Raw genomic sequence first — 24,550 nt, forward strand, 5'->3', positions numbered from 1 at the left:
TGAAATTGACTGGTTTTAACCGAAAATGCCCGTACGGATTCAATTCCATACGGGCCTGTTTTTTTTTTCAGCTTTGAAGCCTCATCCACACGGAGACATTCCAGAACTTGTTTTGCGCAAATTCTGATTCTTTATCCGTTTGGGCAGACTGTTCACTTTTCGTTTTCATACTTCTGCAAAACAATCGGCGGGAGCTGATCCGAAGAAATCTGATCATAGTGGTAAACACCGGCACTTCTGACTTCAAGTTTCAGGCATTCACCAGGTTCAAGTTTCTGTGCAGTTTTAAAGGTCAGTTTCTTTGCTTCGCCTTTCTCGCTGTATCCCGTCAGCGTATACTCATAAGGCAGATCGCTGCCAGCTCCTGTTTCCTTGTACGAATCTGTTTCTGTCACCTTGCAATAAAAAAACTGGTCATAATTTTCCATATGGATCAGATAAGCTGCAACGGCTGTAATCAGAGCGGCAATTCCAAGAGTGACTGCGATGATTTTTGTTTTCATGACGATCCTCCATCCCCCGTCAGTATAAAAGAGCGGCTGCAAAATCAAAATCGAGTTAGAAAACACCTGCTCTACCATTCTGTGGGCAGGATGTAAGAGAAACGTCAACTGGCGGCTGGACAAAGAGACAGAAAGCCAAGGAAAAAATTCTTCTTTATTCAAGGCGGCTCTGATCTTTCTAAGCCGCGTTCAATGCAGGATGCTTTTCAGTCAGGCAAAAAGACAGATCCTGATTTCCAATCGTCTGGAAATGAGAATCTGCCTGATTGATCCGGGACAGGTTTCAAAGATAAGGAATTATAAAAGTCAATAAAACGCAACAATAATCTCAAAATGATTTAGTTTTAACTAACGGAACTCTCGATGAACAGCAACACGAAACGCACTTTCTTCTAAAGTTGGTCTTTCAAGCCATCCTTCTTAGTCTTTCCATGGTCAGGAGCCGGAATGTTACTCTGTAGTTTCGGTAGGCAAAAAAGCAAAAAGCGAAGAGCATCATTGTGTAAAAAGCAATCTGGGGCCAAGGCAGGATCAAAGCGGAAAGACCAATACAGAAGACCCATCTAAAAAAGCTCTAAACCAATTATGTGAACCGAAAATCCACACAATGGTTTAGAGCCGGTGATTTAAAAGCCATTTACAATTTTAGAATCAATGTCATTTAGCTAAGGGCTTTTAAATCCATATAAATCTGTGAATGTCTTTCTAGGATAGACACCAAGTACTCGCAACAAACTTGGGCATCTCGATTGACGACCTATAGTAATCTCAATCCATTATTAACGATGAATAAAGGATTGAATATAGTCCTTTCGAGGTTTTGCTTATGAATGTTGTTCATCGTATAAAGAATCTGTATAAGGCAGTCAACCAGGCCATACGTTCGGTTGCACAGGAAGAGAGCCGGAATTTATCCTCAAATTCTGGAGCCTACTCAAGACCGGGATCTCAGAAGGTCGATCTGGAAAGCTACATAAAGATGGGCGTTCTCCACGCCGGCGGTACTCTGTCTGATGTAGCTGCCAATTACTTTGGCCAGGGTTCCATTCGTCCTTCCGCCTCTGCTTTGTCACAGGCGAAACGCAAGACACCGCTCTATATTGCCGAAAATGTATTTAGAAAAACAAATTCGCTTTATATAAAGCAATATACTGACCATAAAAGAGATAACCCCATTCTTAAGGGATACATACCTATTCTCATTGATGGATCAAATGAGCCTATCCCGCCCGATATCAGTGAGCCGGAGTATCTGATTTTGAAAAAGAACACAGCCATCATTATTCGCGCGGGTATTCACATTAACGCTGCCTATGATGCGCTGAACAGGAAATATCTGAGGATAGTTTTTCAGGATCAAAAGAACAAGGATGAGCGCGAAGCCGCAAAAGAAATCATCGAATGGTTCAAGAAAACTTATCCAGATGAGAAGTTCATTTTCATAATGGACCGTGGATACTTCTCCTATTCGTTATCCGCACTGTGCAACACTTATGGGTATAAGTATGTTATCCGTATGAAAGATCGGGACTACGAAGCGCTGGCATTACAGTCTATCGATGTCCCGGCTGACCAGCAGGTAGACAGAATACTTACCTGGCATCTCAGGAAAGAGGAGCGTGAAGATCCTCAGATGAAGTATCTGGCCAAACGGTCACTGCAGGAGATTGAATCTTCTGCAGAATGGGTTGGCTTTTCAGCCCGTCTCGTCAGTTTCAAGATTGGACCTGCTTCCTATGAAGGCCTGATTACGAACCTAAGTTCGGATGAATTTTCAGCGGCGGCGCTTAAGCTCCTTTACCACGGGAGATGGAAAATCGAAAGCTCGTTTTCTTGGCTTAAGTACGGTGTCGGAGCCAAACGGATTCTGTCCAGAAAAGCAGAATATATCAAGCAGGAAATCTTATTTTCAATGGTTTTCTACAACCTCTGTTCAGAAATCGACCTGATGATTGAGGATAGTGAGGCAAAGGGTACCTGTATAGAAGATACGAAGAATACCGATACCGTTGAATTAAAAAGTGCCTGTGAAAACAAAGAAAAAGGCACCCGCTACGAGTATCAGCCCAACTTCACTAAGGCCATTCGTTCCATTCGTAAATTCCTTGTGGGACAATGGCATTCCAATGGGACCAGAAAGCAGATATCTATCAGACGAATACAAGACCTTGTGGAAGAGATTAGCAGAGAGAAACTTCCAATTCGTCCCGGTAGGTCGTTTCCCAGAAATATGCATCCAAACAGGCTAATACCCTTCCAGTATCGATAGATGTGCAACATAGCCGCATCAAAATGACATTATCATCCCAAAAAACACGAATGAGGGGGTGCTGGTTTTAGTATGCCATTTTTTCCAAAAACAGACGGTATAAGACATTTTTTGGTGCGTAAATATTGCATAACCTGATTAAGCCTAGCTAAAACTAAACAAAACACTTGCCTAAAGCTGCATGTTCATCTTCAAAAGACAATCAGCCTAGAAGTTATCAAAAGCTAACTGATTAGCTAAATGACATTGATTTTAGAATACCAAAGATAAAGCCACTTTTGCTTTTTCAAGCTAGAAATGCCGGTCGACATTCGTATTCTTACGGATCTGCCGATTCAGCTTTGGTACAATTTCCCGTTCATATTCTTCACGGGACATGACATATTCATGCGTTTCTTTATATGGAGTATGGTGAGACATTTTCCAGAGCTTTTCAGCTTCTGGCGTCCAGTTTCTGGCATACTCCTGAGTCTTTTCAACTAAATGTTCAACACTTTCCGGAGACTCAAGGTCAGTCGAATGGGCTTCAGTATGATGAACCATTTCGGCAATGGCATTTGGGTTTTCCAGCATTGGACAAGGTCTTAAATGATTGCCATTGAATGGCTGATGGTTCTTGTACTGCATGAACATTGGGCTGCAAAGACCTTCAAGAATGGTCTTTTCACGAATGTTGGAATCCGAGTAGTGAATGAACACACATGGATCCATATCTCCATTGGCGTTGATATGGAAATAACGACGGCCGCCGGCAATGCATCCCTGTAAATATTCACCATCATTCTGGAAGTCCATCGGGAAGATTTGTTTCTTGCCGCGGATTTCGCGGATACGGTGATACATGAATTCACGCTGGGCGGGGGATGGCAGCAATTCCGTGGCTGCATCGTTGCCAACTGGCATGTAGTGGAAATACCAGGCATATTTAACGCCGCGGCTGATCATTTCATCAATAAATTCATCCGAAACAATAGATGGAATGTTTTTGGAGGTATAGCAGCAGCTGATACCGATTGGCAGTTTGTGTTGATGAAGAATATCCATGGCGCGTAAAACTTTACTGTAGACTCCATCCCCGCGCCGGAAATCTGTGGCTTCTTCGAGACCTTCTACAGAAATAACCGGGAAGAAGTTTTTCACTTCCAGCATCTGTTCGGCAAATTCGTCATCAATCAATGTGCCGTTGGTAAAAGACATGAATACACAGTCATTGTGGCGACGGCACAGTTCAATCAGATCTTTTTTACGGACCAGTGGTTCGCCGCCAGTATAAATATAGAAATAGGCACCCATGTCTTTACCCTGCTGAATGATGTCATCCAGTTCTTCCAGGCTTAAATTCAGACGGTTTCCATATTCAGCAGCCCAGCATCCGGTGCAGTGCAGGTTGCATGCGGAAGTGGGGTCCATCAAAATCGTCCAGGGGACGTTGCATCCGTATTCCTCACGCACTTTCTGCTGCTTTTCCCAGCCAATAAAGTTGGCATTAACAACGAAGTTCGTAAATGCCTTTTTAATAATACTCAAATCAATATCGTCAAACAGTCCCTGAACGAGCTGATTGAGATTGTTGTCCGGGTCATTGATTACTTTGGTAATGGCGGCACGAGGTCCTGGGAACGAAGTATCGTTACGCATCACTGTATTGATAAAAGCCATCAGTCTTGGCAGATTCTTTTCCGGGTTGCCGTTAATGTATGACAAAGCGGTGTTGATTGTGGTTCGGGTAGCCGATTCTTTAAATCCCATATTGTTCACTCCTGTTCGTACCTGAATTCAAGGTAGTTCAATCATATTCCGATAATTCCTAGATAACATAGACACTTCATCCCTTTTGTGGGACTCAAACACATTGTGTGTAATTTTCGGTTACCTAAGAAAAGATTATCAACACCTTATCACTAAAAAATAACCCGACCAAATGTATCGCCTGAGAACTGAACCTTTTCGCCATTTTGTCAAGTACAAAACTGACAGAAGCAACATTTTGTTGATAGAAGATTGAATTTGCACAAATTCTTTTCATTGCCCTGAGATTCGATACTTAACCTGAGCTGTATCCCTTCATTCGATCGAATATCGTCGATTTAGGATTGTATCCTGTTTGTTAAACCTAACCAAAACGCGGAAGAATTATTTTTATCTTTGAGCCTTTTTGACTATAATAGGAACAGAACTTCGAAGAAAGGAGGCCTTTGAAATGGCTGCTAAAGTTAACGACGATATGTGTATTGGATGTGGAGCATGCGAAGGTGCTTGCCCAACTGGTGCGATTACTCTTCCTGATGGAAAGGCAGTAGTAGATGCTGACACTTGCATCGACTGCGGTGCTTGCGTTGGTGTTTGCCCAACTGGTGCTGTAACTCTGGACTAATTTAACTCCACATAAACAAAAATTCATACATTACATACAATAATCATAAAAAGCGGCGTAAAGCCGTTTTTTATTTTATCTATCGTTCTTTCGTCTATTGCTTATTTTACCTGTCATTCCTTTTTATTACTTTTTACTACTTTGAAAGCAGCGCCTGTCCATTCACTGTTTTCATTCCGGCATGTGGCTGCCAATCCCTGATGTTTCTTCAAAATTTCTCGACTCGATCTTCTGCTTTTTCCATCTTCTCGTTCTTTCTCATCTTGACCACAATGTCATTTAGCTTAGTTTTTGATAGTTAGTATTGTCCACCATCCGTGCACAGATGGTGGATTTTATATTTTCTGGTTTAACGAAAATTAACTTTGACAACAACTCTATAATTGTCTAATTTAATCCTTACTCAATCAAAAATGTAACCGTTTAAGGAGGAATAAAATGGCAATTAGAGTTACTTCACCACATAAGATTTATCAAAGATTCATGAAATTCCTTGAGGAATTTGCCCACAAACAGGAGAAGATTCTTGCTTCTCAAACAGGAGCTTTCTCACGCAGTCATTATCGATCATCAAAAATAAACTTGTTCCATTTCCTGAATACATCCATTATCGGGAATGGGGCAACACTCTCCGATTTGTCCATGAACTATTTCGGCATGGGCAGTGTAAGACCATCTGCTTCAGCACTTGTTCAGACAAAAACCAAAACTCCAGTCAGCGTATTTTCAGCACTGCACAAAGCCACATTGGCACTTTATTCCATGGATAAAAAATATAAAGAACACAGGGTAATCGCTTTTGACGGAACCAATGAACCTGTTGCGCCAAATGAAGATGAACCTGACTACATCATTTATACCAAGAACAAGGAAAACATTATCCGGGCCGGTATTCACGTTAACGCAGCCTATGACGTACTTAATGACAAATTTTTAGCCATCGTCACTCAAGACCAGAGGTCCAAAGACGAACGGGGCGCTGCTATGAAAATGGTCAAGGAGATTCATGAAGCTTATCCTGGCGAGACATTTCTCTTTGTCATGGACAGAGGGTATTTTTCTTACCCATTGTGTAAGCTTATTGAATCCTTAGGGCACAAATACCTCATACGTATGAAAGAACGAGAGTATAGCTGCCTGACTTATACACAGCTTGACCATACAGAAGACCAGCAGATCAGCCGCATTCTTACCCACCACCAAAGAAAAGAGGAAAAAGAAAACCCCCAGATGAAATACCTGGTCAAAAAATCAATGAGACAGATTGATCAAGAATCTGAATTTATTGATTTTGACTGCAGGGTGGTAGCTATCGAGATTGGCGACAACGTCTGGGAAGGACTGATTACCAATCTGGATGAAGCAGAATTTCCTCCGGAGGCTCTTGGATTTATTTACCACCTAAGGTGGCGAATCGAGCAGAGTTTCTCCTGGCTTAAATATGGAATAGGAATGAAACGTATCCACTCGATAAAAGCAGAATACATCATTCAGGAGATTTATTCATCCCTTATCTTCTACAATCTGGTTTCCGAGATCAAAAAGTGTGTTCTTGAATCATCTCAATCAGATAATAAAGAAGAGAAGCAGACAACTTATGAATACCAAATCAATACAACTAAGGCGATACGGGCTGTCAGGAATACGTTTACTCCGAAATGGACGAAAAAACGAACAATCTGTCAAATTACAAAAGCGGAGTTTCAAGCTCTGACCGAGGAGCTGCTCAGAGAAAAACTGCCCGTTCGGCCGGAAAGGAGCTTCAAGCGAAATCTCCATCCCAATCGTTTGATATGGTTCACCTATCGATAAGTGCATTATATGCGCATCTTATTGATACAAACCACCCATACAATTCTTAAAAACGGCTCTTATCGAAGGGTTGTTTTTAGTGCACCTATTTTGATGAATACAGCCAAATCAATCAGTATATTTTGTGCTTGGTTGGTGCATATGGATATAATCAGCAGCAAATTCTATTCCTATCATCCACTTTGTCTTTGATTTTTATACAAAGTTTGAGGTCATATTTTTCTAGCTAAATGACATTGATCTTGACCACTTAAAAAAAACGTCCACACCCCACTGGAAAGCAATGAAATGCGGACTCGCGATTGGAATATGAGTGAGAAAGATTCAGAAATATTCAGAAATATTCAGGTTCAGCTTCAGATTCCTGGAGGTTGCCAGAACAGGATGGACTCGTCTTTTCGAATTTCAGATTCAATTTCAATCAGTATAAACTGAATGTTTTTGAGGATCAGTTTTTCCACTGCGGTATTGCTTGAGAGCAGGTTCAAAAAACCAGTATGATCCCCCTGTTTTCTCAGTGATGGAAATCTGACCAATTTCATTTTCAATTGCTTTCTGCTCTTCACTGTCTTCAGGCTGCACAAAAAATGGATACCGAAACGCTTGTTTCGGTATCCGAATAATTTCTGACAAAGAATTTAAACGTTGGTCAGCACAGTTTCATGATAGCCGGCCTTGGCAGGATCAAGCGAAATCCCATCATCCGCGACCATCACGTATCTGGCCTCTGGATAGCCAATCAAAGTCAGATCCTGATCATTGATCTCATCCACGCGACGGGCCGAATGCTCAGCCACTGGAATGGCTTTATTGTTGCGAACGAAAAAGACCAGTTCGTTGAGTGGATAGCAGATATAATGCCAGCCTGCCTCTCTTGGCTGGGTCTGGATCGGCTGATCTTTGGCGAAACGGACTTCCATCATGGACTCAGGCAGATAGACCATGCGCCCGGTTTTGTTCTGCTCAAGAACTGGAGCAATCACCAGCTCATGACCAAAGAGCAGCTGATCTTCAACTTCTCTGGCAATCGGATCTTCAGGAAAGTCAAAAGCCAGCGGACGGAACATCATGTCATCAGTCTTGATGGCTTTCAGGTATTCCGAATACAGGTATGGAATCAGACGATAGCGCTGCTCGATCAGGAAGGTAAAGTCTTCGGGATGCTCGAACTGATACGGCTCCTGCTCACGGGTGCCAAGAGCCGCGTGGTTGCGCATCAATGGGGTGAACATGCCAATCTGCATGAAACGCAAAACCAAGTCACGGGTAGTATTCTGGCCAAAGCCGCCCAGATCAGCGCCCGTATATAAGAAGCCGCTCATATTGATGGCCGGCAGCTGATGAACCAGCAGGCCAAGGTGAGACCACCAGGAAACATTATCTCCGGTCCAGATCCCGCCATCACGGTGTCCGCCGATTGTGCTCGCCCGGGAGAACATCAGCGTGCGCTGCTCAGGGCGGAGTTTTTTGAATGCATCGGTCGCGGCTTTGGTCATCAGAGAACCATAGAGGTTATGCACTTTGTCATGTCGAATCCACTGGCCGTCCATATTGTGATAAAAGCGTTCGTAGTCTTTCATTGAGTTTTTGATGCCGCCGACGTGGTCGTTGAGATCAAAGACATCGTAGCAGTTCACGGGTTTTGCAGGATCGTTGGCAAACTGTGTCAGGTATTCCTTGAGTTCCTGCATCCCCTGAGCCGAGTAGAATAGTGCCGGTTCATTCATATCGTTCCAGAAGCCTTCAATTCCTGCATCCGTCAGAATTTTATACTTCATGCCAAACCAGTTGCGGGCTTCTGGATTCAGGAAGTCTGGAAAAGCCGCATAGCCAGGCCATACAGCACCAGTAAAATCGGTCTTATGGTCTTCAAGCTTGCAGAAGTAATTCTTGGCTTCCCCTTCTTCATAGATGCCGTAGCCTTCCAGCATTTTTATTCCAGCATCGATAATTGGAATCAGACGGATGCCTTTGTCTTTCATCTTTTGAACAAAACCTGGAAAATCATCCGCAAATTCTTTTTCGTTAAGAGTAAAGTCTTCAAAGTCCTGCATGTAGTCGATATCCATATAAATCATGTCGACTGGCATATTGAGTTCGTTAAACTTGTCTGCGATCTTATAGAAATCTTCTTTGGTTTTGTATCCCCAGCGACTCTGACCATAGCCAAAGCCAAAGCGCGGAGCCAGGTATGGTTTGCCAATGATGGAACGGAATTTTTTGGCGATGTCATAAGCTGTACTGCCTTCGATCACATACAGCTCCAGATTAGAATCACAGGTGATGGTCATTTCGTCCTGCTTTTGATAGCCAATGTCGTAAGTCACTTTGCCTGGCTGATCGATAAACAGTCCAACAGGCTTACGATCAGATCCAGGTTTTGGGGCAATGATCAGAAAATTGTGCGCTCCATATAAGGAGTTCTTGCCTTCACTGTGATCAAATTCATCTGTAGACCAGGAAATATATTTCCAGCCCCGCTTATTGATACCGCGTACGGTCTCACCTAGACCATAGACAATATCGCCTTCTTCAAGTGGCAAAGACAGTGTCCAGTTGTCCTCTTTGGTGGCAACGGACATAGACAGATCTTCAGGATTTCCAGAAGTGGTTTCCGGTTTGCATACCACAGCTCCCGTTTCGATCGGGGTTCCATAGACATATCGCTTCATTTTTTCTCTCCTGACCAGGTTCTGGTCTTTTCAGATGGATACGGACTGATGTTGCGCAAATTTGCATTTACTTGCAATTTGTTGCACTCCATTGGCCTTATTTTAGCGGTTCCTGCCTAAAATACAATGCTCTTATAGCGATGATTTTCTATCCATCCTGCAAAAAAAAACGAATTTCATTTGCAGCCCAGGGGAAAGAAAAAAAGCGGACATTTGTCCGCTAGAAAGAAGTGGCAACTGTGATCGCCGCAAGAAGAATGCCCGGTAGGTTCGCAATCAAAAGAGGGATATTTTTTGGCTTGCTTTTAAAGGCATAAATGGTCCACAAAATGCAGTTGAGGCAGGCAGCCAGCGGCTGCAGAAAGTTTCCTTTCACCCCATGCAAATTATTATAAATCTGAGCGATGTAGGAAACATACATCACAACCGACATAACGGAAGCGACATATCCTAGTTTTTTTACATGATCATCTGTCATACGGATACCTTTTATTCCTATTAAACTTATCCTAATCTGTTCTGAAATCCTATCCATTCCCGTGCCTGATAATCTTTTAAAGACGTTAAACGCATCTACTTCAAACATTTAAACCCAAAACCTCTGATCGTCGTGAAGAGAAATGGATGATAAACTGAAGGTTATGAACGATGTCACTTTGAATTACTACGATCAAAACGCAAAAGCGTTTATTCACAACACCCGCGATCTTGATTTTTCAGCCATACAGAATCGCTTTCTACAATATGTACCTGATGGGGGTCTCATCTGCGATCTGGGCTGTGGTTCGGGGCGGGATGCCAAAGCCTTTCTAGATGCCGGCTATCGGGTCAAAGCCATTGATGGCAGTGCAAAGCTTTGCCAGACCACTTCCAGGTGGCTTCAAATCCCCGTGGAGTGCCAAAGCTTTGACCAGTTCCATGAACAAAACCAGTTTGATGGCCTCTGGGCCTGTTCTTCCCTGCTTCATTGTCCGAAAAAAGATCTGCCCGATCTGTTTAGCCGTATTGAAAACTCGCTGAAACCTGGCGGAGTGTTTTATTGCTCTTTCAAGCAGAGTGACTTTGAAGGCTTTCGAAATGGCCGTTATTTCTGTGATCTGACCATTGATGCTCTCAAAAAACTGACCCAGAGCAGCACCACCTTCCAGCCTCTTGCCTCCTGGACCAGCGAGGATGTAAGAACAGATCGTCCGAGTGAAAAATGGACCAATGCCCTGTTTCAAAAACCTGAATCCACTCCAGAAAAGATCTGATCTTGCTTCTCTGATTCAGGTTTGATTCTGATTGGCTCACAGTCTTTATGCCGTCTGCGTTGATCAGAAACAATTGACCTATTCCTTATATTTAATGGGCAATTTTAAGAGATCCTCTTTTCAACGACAATCCCCTGACAAGAGCGAATAGCCAGTGGTCAAACAAAAACTTTGAACAGATATCGACAGAAGGAAAGGAAGGAGTATGACAGAAACCAATGCCTTTACCGGCCAGAACAGCCGGCTTTTAACCGCTCTCAAACGCAGTATGAAAACCGCCAGTTCCATTGACCTGACCATCTCTTTTCTTAAGGTCAGCGGCGTGAAATTGCTGGTGAAAGATCTCCAAGAAGCCATCGAACGCCAGGTTCCCATCCGGATTTTGACCAGCAGCTATCTGTCGATTACCGAACCCTGGGCTTTACAGATCCTGAAAAATGAATGCCCGCAGATTGATCTGCGCTTTTGCGCTCAAAATGATATTGCCTTCCACCCCAAAGCTTGTCTTTTCCAGCAAGAAGAAGGTCTGGAAATGTATATCGGCTCTTCCAATCTTTCTTACAGTGCTTTAGTAACGGGGATTGAATGGAATTATCGCCTACATGAAAAAGAAGATCCGATGGCAGCGGCCCATTTTCAGGCTGAATTTGTGGATCTGTTTGAAAACCATTCACTTGTCATCACCAGAGAAATCCTCAACGCTTATACGGCTAGCTGGACAAAACCACGAATTCCACAGGCTGACCTGTTTGAAAGGCTGCCAGAATCCGAAAAGGCCATCGAACCGCGCGGCGTACAGATTGAAGCGCTCTATGCGCTCAAAGACGCCCGCCAGCAGGGTATGGAAAAGGCTTTAGTTCAGGCAGCCACCGGCATTGGCAAAACCTACCTGGCTGCCTTCGATTCGCGGCCCTATACAAGAGTTTTGTTCCTTGCTCATCGCAAAGAAATCCTTTTGCAGGCCGCAAACTCCTTCCATCTCATTCGGCCAGACGATTCGATCGGCTTTTTTGACCAGGATCAGAAAGCCATGGATACCCAGCTGCTTTTTGCTTCGGTGGCCACGCTTGGACAGAATCAGTATCTCAATCCGGCCTGTTTTGCCCCGGATGCATTTGATTACATCGTTGTGGATGAATTCCACCATGCCATCAGCTACACGTACCAGCGGATTCTGGATTACTTCAAACCGAAGTTTCTGCTTGGCCTGACCGCCACCCCGGAACGTCTGGACCAGAAGGATGTCTTTGCGCTTTGTGATTACAATGTGCCCTACAACCTCACACTCCAGGAAGCCATTAATAAAGGCGTTCTCTGTCCCTTTCACTACTATGGCATTTACGACCAGACTGACTATGAAATTCTTCCCTCCGTCAGAACTTATACCAGCACCCAGTTAGAGTCACTGTATCTGTTCAACCAGCAGCGCATGGAACTGATCTTTCGCCACTACCAAAAGCGCGGAGGCCAGAAGACCATTGCCTTCTGTGCCTCCAAGGCCCATGCGCACCAGATGGCCCAGTACTTTCAAAGCCGGCATGTGGGCAGTGAAGTCCTGGTATCCGGGTCTGGCTCTAAAGAACGAGCCCGGATTCTCGATGATCTCCAGCAAGGCAGAATCCAGGCCCTCTTCTGTGTAGATATGCTCAATGAAGGCGTTGATGTTCCTGATATCGATACGGTCCTGTTTCTTCGGCCGACCCAGTCTCCTGTCATCTTCTTACAGCAGCTTGGACGCGGCCTGCGAAAAGCGAAAGGCAAAGAGTATCTGACAGTTCTCGATTTCATTGGCAACTATAAATCGTGTGCAAAAATCCCACAGTATTTATATGGAACCGGACCAAAAGACGGCAGCGAAAACAACCCTGGAAAGTTGACGCAGCCAAAACCGCCAATCGACTGCGTCATTGACTTTGACCTGGATCTGCTGGATCTCTTTGCTCAAATGGAAAAGCGCGAACAGAAGTTTGAAGAGCGGTTTCTTGCCGAAGTCAGGCTGCTGCAAAAAGAGCTTGGTCATGTGCCAGGCCGGGTGGAAATGTTCAACCTGATGAATTCCGATCTCTTTGATCTGTGCCAAAGCAAAGGCGCCAAAAATCCACTCAACCACTATTTTGAGTTTCTGCATGCTCATGATCTGCTTTCAGATCTCCAACAGACGCTTTATACCTCTCCGGCTAAAGAGCTGATTGAACTGCTGGAAAGCACAAGCATGACACGCAGCTATAAAATGCCAGTGCTTGAAGCTTTTCTTACAGACTCTAAAATTGAAAAATCGAGAACCGATCAAGAAGTTCTTTCGGTCTGGAAAGCCTTTTTTGCCCGCAACGAAAATTGGAAGGATCTGCCCAGAGTCGATTCTTTTGCCAGTTTGCAGAAACTCTCGGATGCCAAACATCTTAGCAATATCCGCTCTAATCCTTTCCACTTTCTGGCCAAGTCTTCCAAAGGATTGTTTCTGTTAGAGGAAAATGGACATCGGCTGGTGATCAATGAACAGCTGCATCCATTTTTGAACCATCCGGATCTGCTGGCGCAATGGAAAGATATTGTCCGCTATCGGACACTCAACTACTATCGCCGCCGCTATCTGCTTCAAAAACAAAAAGCAGAACGGCAGATGCAGACCATCCTTTCGAGACTGCCTGTATCTGCTTCTGTCAGTTAAGCAAAACGGCCAGTGAGCAGACAGTCAGTGAATACGAACCGGATAAATCATCGTATAATGGGCATTTTTTGATTAATTTGTAAAACGTCCATCTGTTTTATCTGCTTAGATCGATTCAGAACAGTATCCTTAGTTCTTTCAATACCCTGTGAAAATATACTTTTAACTTCAAAAAGTCAGCTTTTCTTTCCGGTATCAATCGGATAAAAGCTGACTTTTTTATTAGTTACAATTCTTAACGCTTATGTATTTCATTCTTATCAGATTGTTATTTCATCCTGTTGAGGAAAGTTTTACTCCCCGCAAAAAATGAAGATAATGCTTTTATCGGGCATGCATTTTTAGGTCATACCGGTTATCGACAAGACTTTAAATCATAAGAAAGTCTCTCAGGACGCACGAACGCCAGATTGGGCTGAATTTGTCAGTTAGCTTCCTGAAAGATTCAGAAAGGCAGAAAAGCACTTCATCCCCAAGATTTCAGACATACCGTCGGCCATCTTAAAAATTCAGAAGCAATTCTGGATTTCTATCACTATTGTGCGAATCCGCTCTCCATCCCGGTTTCGCTGCGGACTCCTTTGAGGTTTTCTAGAAAGGAGCCGTTATGGCCAACACGAACACTATGAACACGGTTAATGATGGAGCCGCAATCCATCCAGAGCTCGAAAGCACCAGCTTGATCCTGTCTGAAGTCACACAGGATCAACTGCCGCAGCAGACTCGGATCGACTTCGGAAATACTCTCAATCAGCCCGACCTCACCTTTGCGGACTGCTCCAAAGTCTGGCTGCAGGCAAAAAAATCCAGGTGAAAGAATCGTCCTATCAGAAATATGAAAACAATCTGGACCTCTACCTGCTTCCCACTTTTGGACCCATGCAGCTCAAAGCCATCGACAATCAGAAAGTCCAGGACTTCATCTCTTATCTGATCAACCCCTGCCGGCTTTGTGTGACCACCATCCGCAATCTGATCAACCAATTCAACTCCATCCTCCAGTTTGGATCTGCTCTGATGGCTCAGAGCCTGCCCGAACTGATCATTATCTGCCCGCGTCAGCAGGCAAAGCCCTTACGGGTTCTCTCCCCTTCTGAGCAGTCAAGACTTGAACGCTCTCTGGAATGTCAGACGAACCTGACTGGCTTTGGGATTCTGTTTGCCCTGTATACGGGTGTGCGAATCGGAGAACTTTGTGCTCTGCGCTGGGAAGATATTGATCTGGAGGACGAAACCGTTCATGTCAACAAAACACTTCAACGTCTTCGCGCAGATGACGGACCATCCAAAACCATCGTGAAAGTCACCCAGCCAAAAAGTGTTGGATCGGATCGGATTATCCCGCTGACCAAACGACTGGTGAAACTGTGCAAGAAGCACCAGGGTGGTGCGGACTGTTACATTCTGTCCGGAAACAAGCACTATGTCGAACCCCGGACCTTACAGGCTCGATTTGCGAAAATTACCAATCAACTGGGTCTGAAGGGGACCCATTTCCATACCCTTCGTCACACGTTTGCGACGCGCAGCATTGAAGTTGGTTTTGACATCAAATGCCTGAGTGAGATTCTCGGCCATTCCTCTGTCAAGATCACTCTGGATCGCTACGTCCATCCAACGCTCGCTCTCAAACGCGCCAATATGGCCAAGCTTAAAAGCGTCGAAAGCAACGCGACTCGTTGCCCGAAGGAAAAAACGAGCAGCGATCCCAAAAACGTCACCCTTAAATCGCCCCTTGGAGTTTAACGCTGACAAGATTTATACACTCGACGAACAAACAAAACTTGATGAAAAAACAGCCCTGAAGAGATTTTTCTTCGGGGCTTTTAGCCAATGTCATTTAGCTTAGTTTTTGATAGTTAGTATTGTCCACCATCCGTGCACAGATGGTGGATTTTATATTTTCTGGTTTAACGAAAATTAGCTTTGACAACAACTCTATAATTGTCTAATTTAATCCTTATCACGTTGAAAACATAACTTTATAAGGAGGAAAATATGGCAACTAAAGTTACTTCGCCGTCCGTGATTTATCAAAAATTCATGAAATCCCTTGAGGAATTTGCCTACAAACAGGAGAAGATTCTTGCTTCTCAAACAGGAGCTTTCTCACGAAGTCATTATCGATCATCAAAAATAAACTTGTTCCATTTCCTGAATACATCCATTATCGGGAATGGATCAACACTCTCCGATTTATCCATGAACTATTTCGGCATGGGCAGTGTAAGACCATCTGCTTCGGCACTTGTTCAGACAAAAGCCAAGATTCCAGTCAGCGTATTTTCAGCACTGCACAAAGCCACATTGGCACTTTATTCCATGGATAAAAAATATAAAGAACACAGGGTAATCGCTTTTGACGGAACCAATGAACCTGTTGCGCCAAATGAAGATGAACCTGACTACATCATTTATACCAAGAACAAGGAAAACATTATCCGGGCCGGTATTCACGTTAACGCAGCCTATGACGTACTTAATGACAAATTTTTAGCCATCGTCACTCAAGACCAGAGGTCCAAAGACGAACGGGGCGCTGCTATGAAAATGGTCAAGGAGATTCATGAAGCTTATCCTGGCGAGACATTTCTCTTTGTCATGGACAGAGGGTATTTTTCTTATCCATTGTGTAAGCTTATTGAATCCTTAGGGCACAAATACCTCATACGTATGAAAGAACGAGAGTATAGCTGCCTGACTTATACACAGCTTGACCATACAGAAGACCAGCAGATCAGCCGCATTCTTACCCACCACCAAAGAAAAGAGGAAAAAGAAAACCCCCAGATGAAATACCTGGTCAAAAAATCAATGAGACAGATTGATCAAGAATCTGAATTTATTGATTTTGACTGCAGGGTGGTAGCTATCGAGATTGGCGACAACGTCTGGGAAGGACTGATTACCAATCTGGATGAAGCAGAATTTCCTCCGGAGGCTCTTGGATTTATTTACCACCTAAGGTGGCGAATCGAGCAGAGTTTCTCCTGGCTTAAATATGGAATAGGAATGAAACGTATCCACTCGATAAAAGCAGAATACATCATTCAGGAGATTTATTCATCCCTTATCTTCTACAATCTGGTTTCCGAGATCAAAAAGTGTGTTCTTGAATCATCTCAATCGGATAATAAAGAAGAGAAGCAGACAACTTATGAATACCAAATCAATACAACTAAGGCGATACGGGCTATCAGGAACACGTTTACTCCGAAATGGACGAAAAAACGAACAATCTGTCAAATTACAAAAGCGGAGTTTCAAGCTCTGACCGAGGAGCTGCTAAGAGAAAAACTGCCCGTTCGGCCGGAAAGGAGCTTCAAGCGAAATCTCCATCCCAATCGTTTGATATGGTTCGCCTATCGATAAGTGCATTATATGCGCATCTTATTGATACAAACCACCCATACAATTCTTAAAAACGGCTCTTATCGAAGGGTTGTTTTTAGTGCACCTATTTTGATGAATACAGCCAAATCAATCAGTATATTTTGTGCTTGGTTGGTGCATATGGATATAATCAGCAGCAAATTCTATTCCTATCATCCACTTTGTCTTTGATTTTTATACAAAGTTTGAGGTCATATTTTTCTAGCTAAATGACATTGGGCTTTTAGCTTTATTTCCACAATTTTCCTTTAACTTGAACATTCCTGATTCGATCCTGCTTTGCAGGTTCATGAACTCAACAGATCTTGCGATCAATGGAGTTCAATCAGAACCCATTCAGAAATATTCCGCTTTTCTTACGACAGGCCCCAAAATGTCGATCTTTCAACTTTGCGTCATTGCAACAAAATCATGCCATATTTCCAGCAAACGAAAACGCTTTACTTCGTTTTTCTAAAAATGTCAAACAAAAACATCAAAATGGTCTATGATTGACATGCTTTGTCCACCACTCTTTATACAGATCCGGAATTTTACCAGATCGATGATTTCGGTCGACAAGGAAAAACAACAAGCCGTCTTCGATGGATCAAAAGATCTAAAGCAGCTTTCCTTCAACGAATTCAAACTGTCCAGACTGATTCTAATCAGGCTGGACCTTTTAAGCTGTTCGCCAAAGGATGCCTCAAAGCCATACATCCATATCGAAACTACGGTCTGTTCTGACAGGAAGGAGAAAATATTTTGGAAGAAGAGAGTTTGAAAACAAAATCTGCCAAGGATGATGTAAAAAAGCAAGGCAAAAAAGCAATCCAGGGAATGAATATGACTGAAGGTTCGCTCTGGAAAAAGGTCATCTTATTCGCCCTGCCGTTAGCCTGTACCGGAGTCTTGCAGCAGTTGTTCAATGCGGCTGACGTAGCCGTTGTCGGTCAGTTCACCGGAGAACTGGGCGCTCATTGCATGGCTGCTGTTGGTGCCTGTGGTTCTTTGATTTCCCTGCTCGTCAATCTGTTTATCGGCATTTCCCTTGGCAGTAATGTTGTCATTGCCAATGCCATTGGAGCCAATCGTCATAAGCGAGTGCGTAAAGCTGTTGTCACTTCCATCTGGATTGCGATCATCGGCGGCATCGGCCTGACTCTTTTAGGAGAAGCGATTGCGACCACCGTTCTGCACTGGATGGGCGTTCCAGATGAAGTCTTTGAAATGGCTGATTTGTATCTTGCCATTTATATGCTGGGAATGCCGGTCATCTTGCTCTACAACTTTGAAGCCGCCATTTTTCGCGGCGTCGGCAATCCAAAGCTTCCACTGATTGCCTTAAGCATTGCCGGAGTCATCAACGTCATTCTCAATATTGTTCTGGTTGCCGGCTTTCATATGACCGTCGATGGAGTAGCTATTGCTACAGTTGTTTCGAATCTGATCAGTGGGACTGTACTGTTCATTTTTCTGCTTAAAAATAAACTTGTCACTTTCAATGCCTTATTTGATCATCCGATTCAAAAGGAACTGCTGGGCAGCATTTTACGCATTGGCATCCCTTCTGGAATTCAGTCTTCTGTCTTCTCCATTGCCAATGTAGTCATCCAATCCGGATTCAACTCGTTAGGAACCATCGTCATGGCTTCGAGCAGTGCATCCATTAACGTTGAAGCCATTGAATACAACATCATGTCTTCTTTTGGTCAGGCCTGCACGACATTTACCGGCGCCAACTATGGAGCCGGCAAGATCGAACGCTGCAAGAAGGTTCTCAAAACCTGTCTGACAGAAGGCTTCCTGGTAACTTTTGTCAGCGCCGGAACCATCATTCTCTTTGGCCATCAGCTCCTTGCGCTTTTCAACAACAACCCCCAAGTCATTGAATATGGTTATCTGCGTTTAGTCACCTTGCTTTGCTCGTATTTCTTCTCCATACAGTACGAAGTGATTTCCGGCTACCTGCGCGGCTTTGGCATCTCAGTTCTGCCAGCCGTTCTCACTACGCTTGGGGTGTGCGTTCTGCGCATCTTCTGGATTCTGTTCATCTTCCCAATGAACCCAACCTTCCAGACCATTCTTGCAGTCTTCCCCCTCTCGCTGGGTAGTGCAGCGATCTTGTTGATTCTGGCTTTGATCTTTACCCAGCCTGCCAACAAACGGCTCAAAGCCACAGCTCTTAAAAAAGAAGTCCAAGAAGAAGCGGCGCTTGCCTGAGTAAGGTTTGCTCTTCATCCTAACCTGAATCTTCTTATCTTCTTGAACATCAGAACCTGTCCGAAATCTGCGGCAGGTTCTTTTCTTTTGGAAAGCTATTATTTTCAGTTATACGGATGACGTTTATCTGCCCAAAGCGAAAAAATCCCTGAAGAATATCGGATTTCTCCTTTATTCTTCAGGGATTTAACTTTGTCTGGCAACTTCCTATTTTTGCTTTTACACTATCGTCGGCGTTCAATGGCTTAACGGCCGTGTTCGAGATGGGAACGGGTGTGACCCATTGGCTATCGTCACCATACCGGTTTGTCTTACGACTTAACCATTTTATCTCATGGATCTTTCAAAAACAAACACCAGCCTCGACATAACCTTGGTTACAGTTATGATTGGATCATTTCTGATCGTTTACTTCTTATTACCGCCTGTCTGTGATTTTGAATGATTCTGGAATCATTGTCTTTAACTTGCGTCTTTGACTCTGTTTCCATCTTCTTCATTCTTCATCACTCCAACAGGCGCTCTCGTTTATCTTAGATTAAGCTTTCGACCGATTAGTACTGGCCAACTTCATTACTCACGTAACTTCCATACCCAGCCTATTTCCTTGTAGTCTTCAAGGGGTCTTATCTACCGCAGATCTTATCTTGGGGCTGGCTTCGCACTTAGATGCTTTCAGCGCTTATCCATTCCCTGCTTGGCTGCCCGGCTGTGCCACTGGCGTGACAACCGATGCACCATTGGCAGGTCCATCCCGGTCCTCTCGTACTGAGGACAGCTCCCCTCAGATCTCCTGCGCCCACAACAGATAGGGACCGAACTGTCTCACGACGTTCTGAACCCAGCTCGCGTACCGCTTTAATGGGCGGACAGCCCAACCCTTGGAACCGAATCCAGCTCCAGGATGCGATGAGCCGACATCGAGGTGCCAAACCCCGCCGTCGATGTGAACTCTTGGGCGGGATCAGCCTGTTATCCCCAGGGTAGCTTTTATCCGTTGAGCGACGGCCCTTCCATTCGGCACCGCCGGATCACTAATCCCGACTTTCGTCCCTGCTCCACTTGTTGGTGTCGCAGTCAGGCGCGCTTTTGCATTTACACTCTCTGTCTGGTTTCCATCCAGACTGAACGCACCTTTGGGCGCCTCCGTTACTCTTTAGGAGGCGACCGCCCCAGTCAAACTGCCCGCCTGGCACTGTCTGTAAGATTCTCTCTTCACGTTAGGGCTTCAAATCATCAGGGGCGGTATCCCAACGGCGGCTCCAAAGAAACTGGCGTTCCTTCTTCATAGCCTCCCGCCTATCCTGTACATGATCATCCAAAACCCAATACCAGGCTGCAGTAAAGCTCCATGGGGTCTTTCCGTCTAGTTGCGGGTAACCTGCATTTTCACAGGTACTAAGATTTCACCGAGTCTGCTGCCGAGACAGCGCCCAAATCGTTTCACCTTTCGTGCGGGTCAGAACTTACCTGACAAGGAATTTCGCTACCTTAGGACCGTTATAGTTACGGCCGCCGTTCACTGGGGCTTCGGACCACTGCTTCTCCTTGCGGATAACAGATCCCCTTAACCTTCCAGCACCGGGCAGGTGTCACCCCATATACTTCGCCTTGCGGCTTTGCATAGAGCTGTGTTTTAGTTAAACAGTCGCTTGGGCCTTTTCACTGCGGCTCTCTCGAGCGCCCCTTCTTGCGAACGTACGGGGCAATTTTGCCGAGTTCCTTGGCAACAGTTCTCTCGCTCACCTTCGCTTCCTCAGCGCGCCCACCTGTGTCGGTTTTGGTACGGGCCGCAATAAAGTTTAAGCTAGAAGCTTTTCTTGAAAGCCGCTCCATGTGCTTGGCTACTTTCTTTCGATTTCGCTTACCCTTCACGCTCTGTACGCATTGATCCGGATTTGCCTGGATCCGTACTGCCGCGCTTGGCCCTCAATCCATTAAGAGGGTCACACTTCCCGTCTTTGTCACTCCATCGCCTTTATTGCGGGTGCAGGAATCTTCGCCTGCTTTCCATCTGCTTCGCCTGTCGGCTTATCATTAGGTCCCGACTGACCCAGGGCGGACGAACCTTCCCCTGGAATCCTTGGGCTTTCGGTGTGCAGGATTCTCACCTGCATCTCGCTACTCACACCGGCATTCTCACTTCCATGTCCTCCACAGACTCTCACGATTCTGCTTCCATGAACATGCAACGCTCCCCTACCATAAAAATCTTTCAATCCTTATCCGCGGCTTCGGCAGATGACTTAGCCCCGGTACATTTTCGGCGCAGGGCCACTCGACTAGTGAGCTGTTACGCACTCTTTAAAGGGTGGCTGCTTCTGAGCCAACCTTCTAGTTGTCCGTGCGTCCCCACATCCTTTTCCACTGAGTCATCATTTTGGGGCCTTAGCCGGCGGTCTGGGCTGTTTCCCTCTTGAGCATGGACCTTATCACCCACACTCTGACTGCCAACTACTCTCCTTGCGGCATTCGAAGTTTGATTCCATTCAGTACCCCGGGATGGGGCCATCATGAATTCAGTGCTCTACCTCCGCAGGCTTGCATTAACGCTAGCCCTAAAGCTATTTCGGGGAGAACCAGCTATCTCCGGGTTCGATTGGAATTTCTCCGCCAGCCACAGGTCATCCGCCAGCTTTTCAACGATGGTCGGTTCGGTCCTCCACAAAGTTTCACCTCTGCTTCAACCTGCCCATGGCTAGATCACCCGGTTTCGGGTCTGCTCCTGGCTACTTCATTCGCCCTGTTAAGACTCGCTTTCGCTTCGGCTTCGCATTTTCCTGCTTAACCTTGCATCCAAAAGCAGCTCGCCGGTTCATTCTACAAAAGGCACGCCATCACCCTTTGACGGGCTCTGACTTCTTGCAGGCATACGGTTTCAGGTTCTCTTTCACTCCGCTTGCGCGGTTCTTTTCACCTTTCCCTCACGGTACTTCTTCACTGTCGCTCACTCTTACTTATTCAGCCTTGGCGGATGGTCCCGCCTGCTTCCGACAGGATTTCACGTGTCCCGTCGTACTCAGGATCTCGCTGACTACTTGGCTTGCTTTCCAGTACAGGGATTTCACCTTCTGTGTCCGTGCTTTCCATCACGTTCCTGTTCACTCGCGTTTCGTCTGGTGCGCTCCTACAACCCCATATCGCTATGGTTTGGGCTAATTCCCTTTCGCTCGCCGCTACTCGGGAAATCACTGTTGTTTTCTTTTCCTCCGGCTACTTAGATGTTTCAGTTCACCGGGTTGCTCTCCATATTCAGAAATATGGATGACTGGATATGACTCCAGCCGGGTTCCCCCATTCGGATACCTGCGGATCGTCGCTTTCCTGACAGCTCCCCGCAGCTTTTCGCAGTCTGATGCGTCCTTCATCATTCAAGAGTGGCAAGGCATCCTCCGTACGCCCTTCCTTGCTTGATCTAGTTTCAAATATGCTTGTTTTTAACTATGCTTTTTCGAGATTTTTCTAATAAGAACTGTTAACTGTTTTCTGACTTGGTAAATCTTGTGACTTCAAAGATTGAATTTCTTCTCTCTTTTCAGTCGGTTACTTTCGTAACGTTGTTACTTACAACTTACGTCAGACCTTCTGTTATGTCTTATACTGATGTTCGTTTTTCAAAGATCCATGTTGTGATCGAATGAAGATTTCTCTATCACTCAATCTGGAAGATCGCTCTTCCAAAACTCTGTTACAGACTCCAACTTAGTTACTTAATGCTTCCTTGTACTTTCTCCTTAGAAAGGAGGTGATCCATCCCCACGTTCCCGTAGGGATACCTTGTTACGACTTAACCCCAGTCATCGGCCCCGCCTTCGACGACTCACTCCTTTTCAGGTTATGCCATCGGCTTCGGGCGTTGCCGGCTTCCATGGTTTGACGGGCGGTGTGTACAAGGCCCGGGAACGTATTCACCGCGGCATGCTGATCCGCGATTACTAGCGATTCCAACTTCATGAAGTCGGGTTGCAGACTTCAATCCGAACTGGGACGCCTTTTCTCGGGTTCGCTCCACTTCACAGCTTCGCTTCCGTCTGTAGGCGCCATTGTAGTACGTGTGTAGCCCAGGCCATAAGGGGCATGATGATTTGACGTCATCCCCGCCTTCCTCCGGTTTGTCACCGGCAGTCTGATCTGAGTCCTCATCTTACTGGTAGTAACAGATCACGAGGGTTGCGCTCGTTGCCAGACTTAACTGAACATCTCACGACACGAGCTGACGACAACCATGCACCACCTGTGTGGATGATAACCTCCAACTTATCTCTAAGTCTTTGCATCCCATGTCAAGGCCTGGTAAGGTTCTTCGCGTTGCTTCGAATTAAACCACATACTCCACCGCTTGTGCGGGCCCCCGTCAATTCCTTTGAGTTTCACACTTGCGTGCATACTCCCCAGGCGGAGGAGTCATTGCGTTAGCTTCGGCACCGGGGCATTACCCCCGACACCTGCTCCTCATCGTTTAGGGCGTGGACTACTAGGGTATCTAATCCTATTTGCTCCCCACGCTTTCGTGCCTGAGCGTCAGTAACAGTCCAGGCGGCCGCCTTCGCCACTGGTGTTCTTCCATATATCTACGCATTTTACCGCTACACATGGAGTTCCACCGCCCTCTCCTGTCCTCGAGCGTGGCAGTTTCCAAAGCCTGTACAGGTTGAGCCCGTACCTTTCACTTCAGACTTGCCACGCCGCCTGCGCACCCTTTACGCCCAATCATTCCGGATAACGCTTGCCACCTACGTATTACCGCGGCTGCTGGCACGTAGTTAGCCGTGACTTTCTGGCAGGTTACTATCAAAAGAAAAGCATTTCCTCTTTTCTTCTTTTCTGACCTGCAACAGAGCTTTACGATCCGAAGACCTTCCTCACTCACGCGGCATTGCTCGTTCAGGCTTGCGCCCATTGACGAAAATTCCCTACTGCTGCCTCCCGCAGGAGTCTGGGCCGTGTCTCAGTCCCAGTGTGGCCGATCGCCCTCTCAGGCCGGCTATGCATCATCGTCTTGGTAGGCTTTTACCCTGCCAACTAACTAATGCACCGCAGATCCATTCATCTCCCAGGCTTTAGGGCCTGTTTCAAAAACAGAAGATGCCTTCTGTTTTCCTATGGGGTTTTAGACTTCGTTTCCAAAGCGTATCCCCCGGATATGGGCAGGTTATCTACGTGTTACTCACCCGTTCGCCACTGAACACAAAAGTGTTCCGTTCGACTTGCATGTATTAGGCATGCCGCCAGCGTTCATCCTGAGCCAGGATCAAACTCTCCATTTGATATTGACTCAACGCTATTGCGTTTTATTTCGTGAATTGATTATTGAAGTATTAAGTGTTGTTTCAAGAATCGACGTGTTAATTTCGAATATTGAATTGTCTGTAATCAGAGTTTTCAAAGAGCCATCTGTTTGTGA

14 protein-coding genes and 3 rRNA genes are annotated in these 24,550 nt (G+C 45.3%); 9 read left to right on the forward strand and 8 right to left on the reverse strand.

Annotation, left to right across the window (positions count from 1 at the left end; genetic code table 11):
* Window positions 1-152: 152 nt before the first annotated feature.
* A complete protein-coding gene (locus tag U4956_RS04080; protein ID WP_323089218.1) occupies window positions 153-503 on the reverse strand; it encodes a YxeA family protein in 351 nt (116 codons plus the stop codon).
* Between the two features lie 826 nt (window positions 504-1,329).
* Here U4956_RS04080 and U4956_RS04085 point away from each other — a divergent pair.
* Window positions 1,330-2,772, forward strand: coding sequence for an IS4 family transposase (locus U4956_RS04085; RefSeq protein ID WP_323089220.1), 1,443 nt, complete (start codon window positions 1,330-1,332; stop codon window positions 2,770-2,772).
* A 291-nt stretch (window positions 2,773-3,063) separates the two neighbouring features.
* Here the strand turns inward: U4956_RS04085 and U4956_RS04090 are convergent, their stop codons facing one another.
* Window positions 3,064-4,521 carry a radical SAM protein gene (locus U4956_RS04090; RefSeq protein WP_323089222.1) on the reverse strand — a complete coding sequence of 486 codons (1,458 nt, stop codon included), beginning with the start codon at window positions 4,519-4,521 and terminating at the stop codon, window positions 3,064-3,066.
* A 451-nt stretch (window positions 4,522-4,972) separates the two neighbouring features.
* On the opposite strand from U4956_RS04090, the gene U4956_RS04095 reads away from it, so the two are divergent.
* The gene (locus U4956_RS04095) at window positions 4,973-5,146 is read left to right on the forward strand and encodes a DUF362 domain-containing protein (RefSeq protein WP_323089223.1); all 174 of its coding nucleotides are present in this window, start codon (window positions 4,973-4,975) and stop codon (window positions 5,144-5,146) included.
* Window positions 5,147-5,584: 438 nt separating this feature from the next.
* Complete coding sequence (locus U4956_RS04100) at window positions 5,585-6,958, forward strand: IS4 family transposase (RefSeq protein WP_323089224.1); 1,374 nt, start codon at window positions 5,585-5,587, stop codon at window positions 6,956-6,958.
* A gap of 417 nt (window positions 6,959-7,375) precedes the next feature.
* On the opposite strand, the gene U4956_RS04105 is transcribed toward U4956_RS04100, so the two are convergent.
* The 3 genes from U4956_RS04105 to U4956_RS04115 all read right to left on the reverse strand — a co-directional run bounded on the left by U4956_RS04105 (window position 7,376) and on the right by U4956_RS04115 (window position 10,216).
* Window positions 7,376-7,591, reverse strand: coding sequence for a hypothetical protein (locus tag U4956_RS04105; protein ID WP_323089226.1), 216 nt, complete (start codon window positions 7,589-7,591; stop codon window positions 7,376-7,378).
* A 5-nt stretch (window positions 7,592-7,596) separates the two neighbouring features.
* Window positions 7,597-9,630 (reverse strand): TIM-barrel domain-containing protein, encoded by a 2,034-nt coding sequence (locus tag U4956_RS04110; RefSeq protein WP_323089228.1) that lies wholly within the window; start codon window positions 9,628-9,630, stop codon window positions 7,597-7,599.
* Between the two features lie 220 nt (window positions 9,631-9,850).
* Complete coding sequence (locus U4956_RS04115) at window positions 9,851-10,216, reverse strand: SemiSWEET family transporter (RefSeq protein WP_323089229.1); 366 nt, start codon at window positions 10,214-10,216, stop codon at window positions 9,851-9,853.
* Window positions 10,217-10,250: 34 nt separating this feature from the next.
* Here U4956_RS04115 and U4956_RS04120 point away from each other — a divergent pair, with 34 nt between their 5' ends.
* The 6 genes from U4956_RS04120 to U4956_RS04145 all read left to right on the forward strand — a co-directional run bounded on the left by U4956_RS04120 (window position 10,251) and on the right by U4956_RS04145 (window position 19,146).
* Window positions 10,251-10,883 (forward strand): class I SAM-dependent methyltransferase, encoded by a 633-nt coding sequence (locus U4956_RS04120; protein ID WP_323089231.1) that lies wholly within the window; start codon window positions 10,251-10,253, stop codon window positions 10,881-10,883.
* A gap of 205 nt (window positions 10,884-11,088) precedes the next feature.
* Window positions 11,089-13,551 (forward strand): DEAD/DEAH box helicase family protein, encoded by a 2,463-nt coding sequence (locus tag U4956_RS04125; RefSeq protein WP_323089233.1) that lies wholly within the window; start codon window positions 11,089-11,091, stop codon window positions 13,549-13,551.
* Between the two features lie 607 nt (window positions 13,552-14,158).
* Window positions 14,159-14,365 (forward strand): hypothetical protein, encoded by a 207-nt coding sequence (locus U4956_RS04130; RefSeq protein WP_323089234.1) that lies wholly within the window; start codon window positions 14,159-14,161, stop codon window positions 14,363-14,365.
* Window positions 14,362-15,297: a tyrosine-type recombinase/integrase gene (locus U4956_RS04135; protein WP_323089236.1), complete on the forward strand. Its 936-nt coding sequence runs from the start codon at window positions 14,362-14,364 to the stop codon at window positions 15,295-15,297. The genes U4956_RS04130 and U4956_RS04135 overlap by 4 nt, the downstream gene beginning before the upstream one ends.
* Before the next feature lie 252 nt (window positions 15,298-15,549).
* On the forward strand, window positions 15,550-16,923 hold the full coding sequence (locus U4956_RS04140) for an IS4 family transposase (protein ID WP_323089238.1): 1,374 nt from the start codon (window positions 15,550-15,552) through the stop codon (window positions 16,921-16,923).
* A 765-nt stretch (window positions 16,924-17,688) separates the two neighbouring features.
* Window positions 17,689-19,146 (forward strand): MATE family efflux transporter, encoded by a 1,458-nt coding sequence (locus tag U4956_RS04145; protein ID WP_323089239.1) that lies wholly within the window; start codon window positions 17,689-17,691, stop codon window positions 19,144-19,146.
* A 194-nt stretch (window positions 19,147-19,340) separates the two neighbouring features.
* Here the strand turns inward: U4956_RS04145 and rrf are convergent.
* The 3 genes from rrf to U4956_RS04160 all read right to left on the reverse strand — a co-directional run bounded on the left by rrf (window position 19,341) and on the right by U4956_RS04160 (window position 24,413).
* Window positions 19,341-19,447: ribosomal RNA gene (rrf, locus tag U4956_RS04150) — 5S ribosomal RNA — on the reverse strand.
* A 233-nt stretch (window positions 19,448-19,680) separates the two neighbouring features.
* A 23S ribosomal RNA gene (locus tag U4956_RS04155) occupies window positions 19,681-22,562 on the reverse strand.
* A 322-nt stretch (window positions 22,563-22,884) separates the two neighbouring features.
* Window positions 22,885-24,413 (reverse strand): 16S ribosomal RNA (locus U4956_RS04160).
* Together the 16S, 23S and 5S rRNA genes form the textbook arrangement of a ribosomal RNA operon.
* Between the last annotated feature and the right edge of the window lie 137 nt (window positions 24,414-24,550).

The organism is Allobaculum sp. JKK-2023 (genome assembly GCF_034745455.1).
Lineage (GTDB): Bacteria > Bacillota_I > Bacilli_A > Erysipelotrichales > Erysipelotrichaceae > Allobaculum.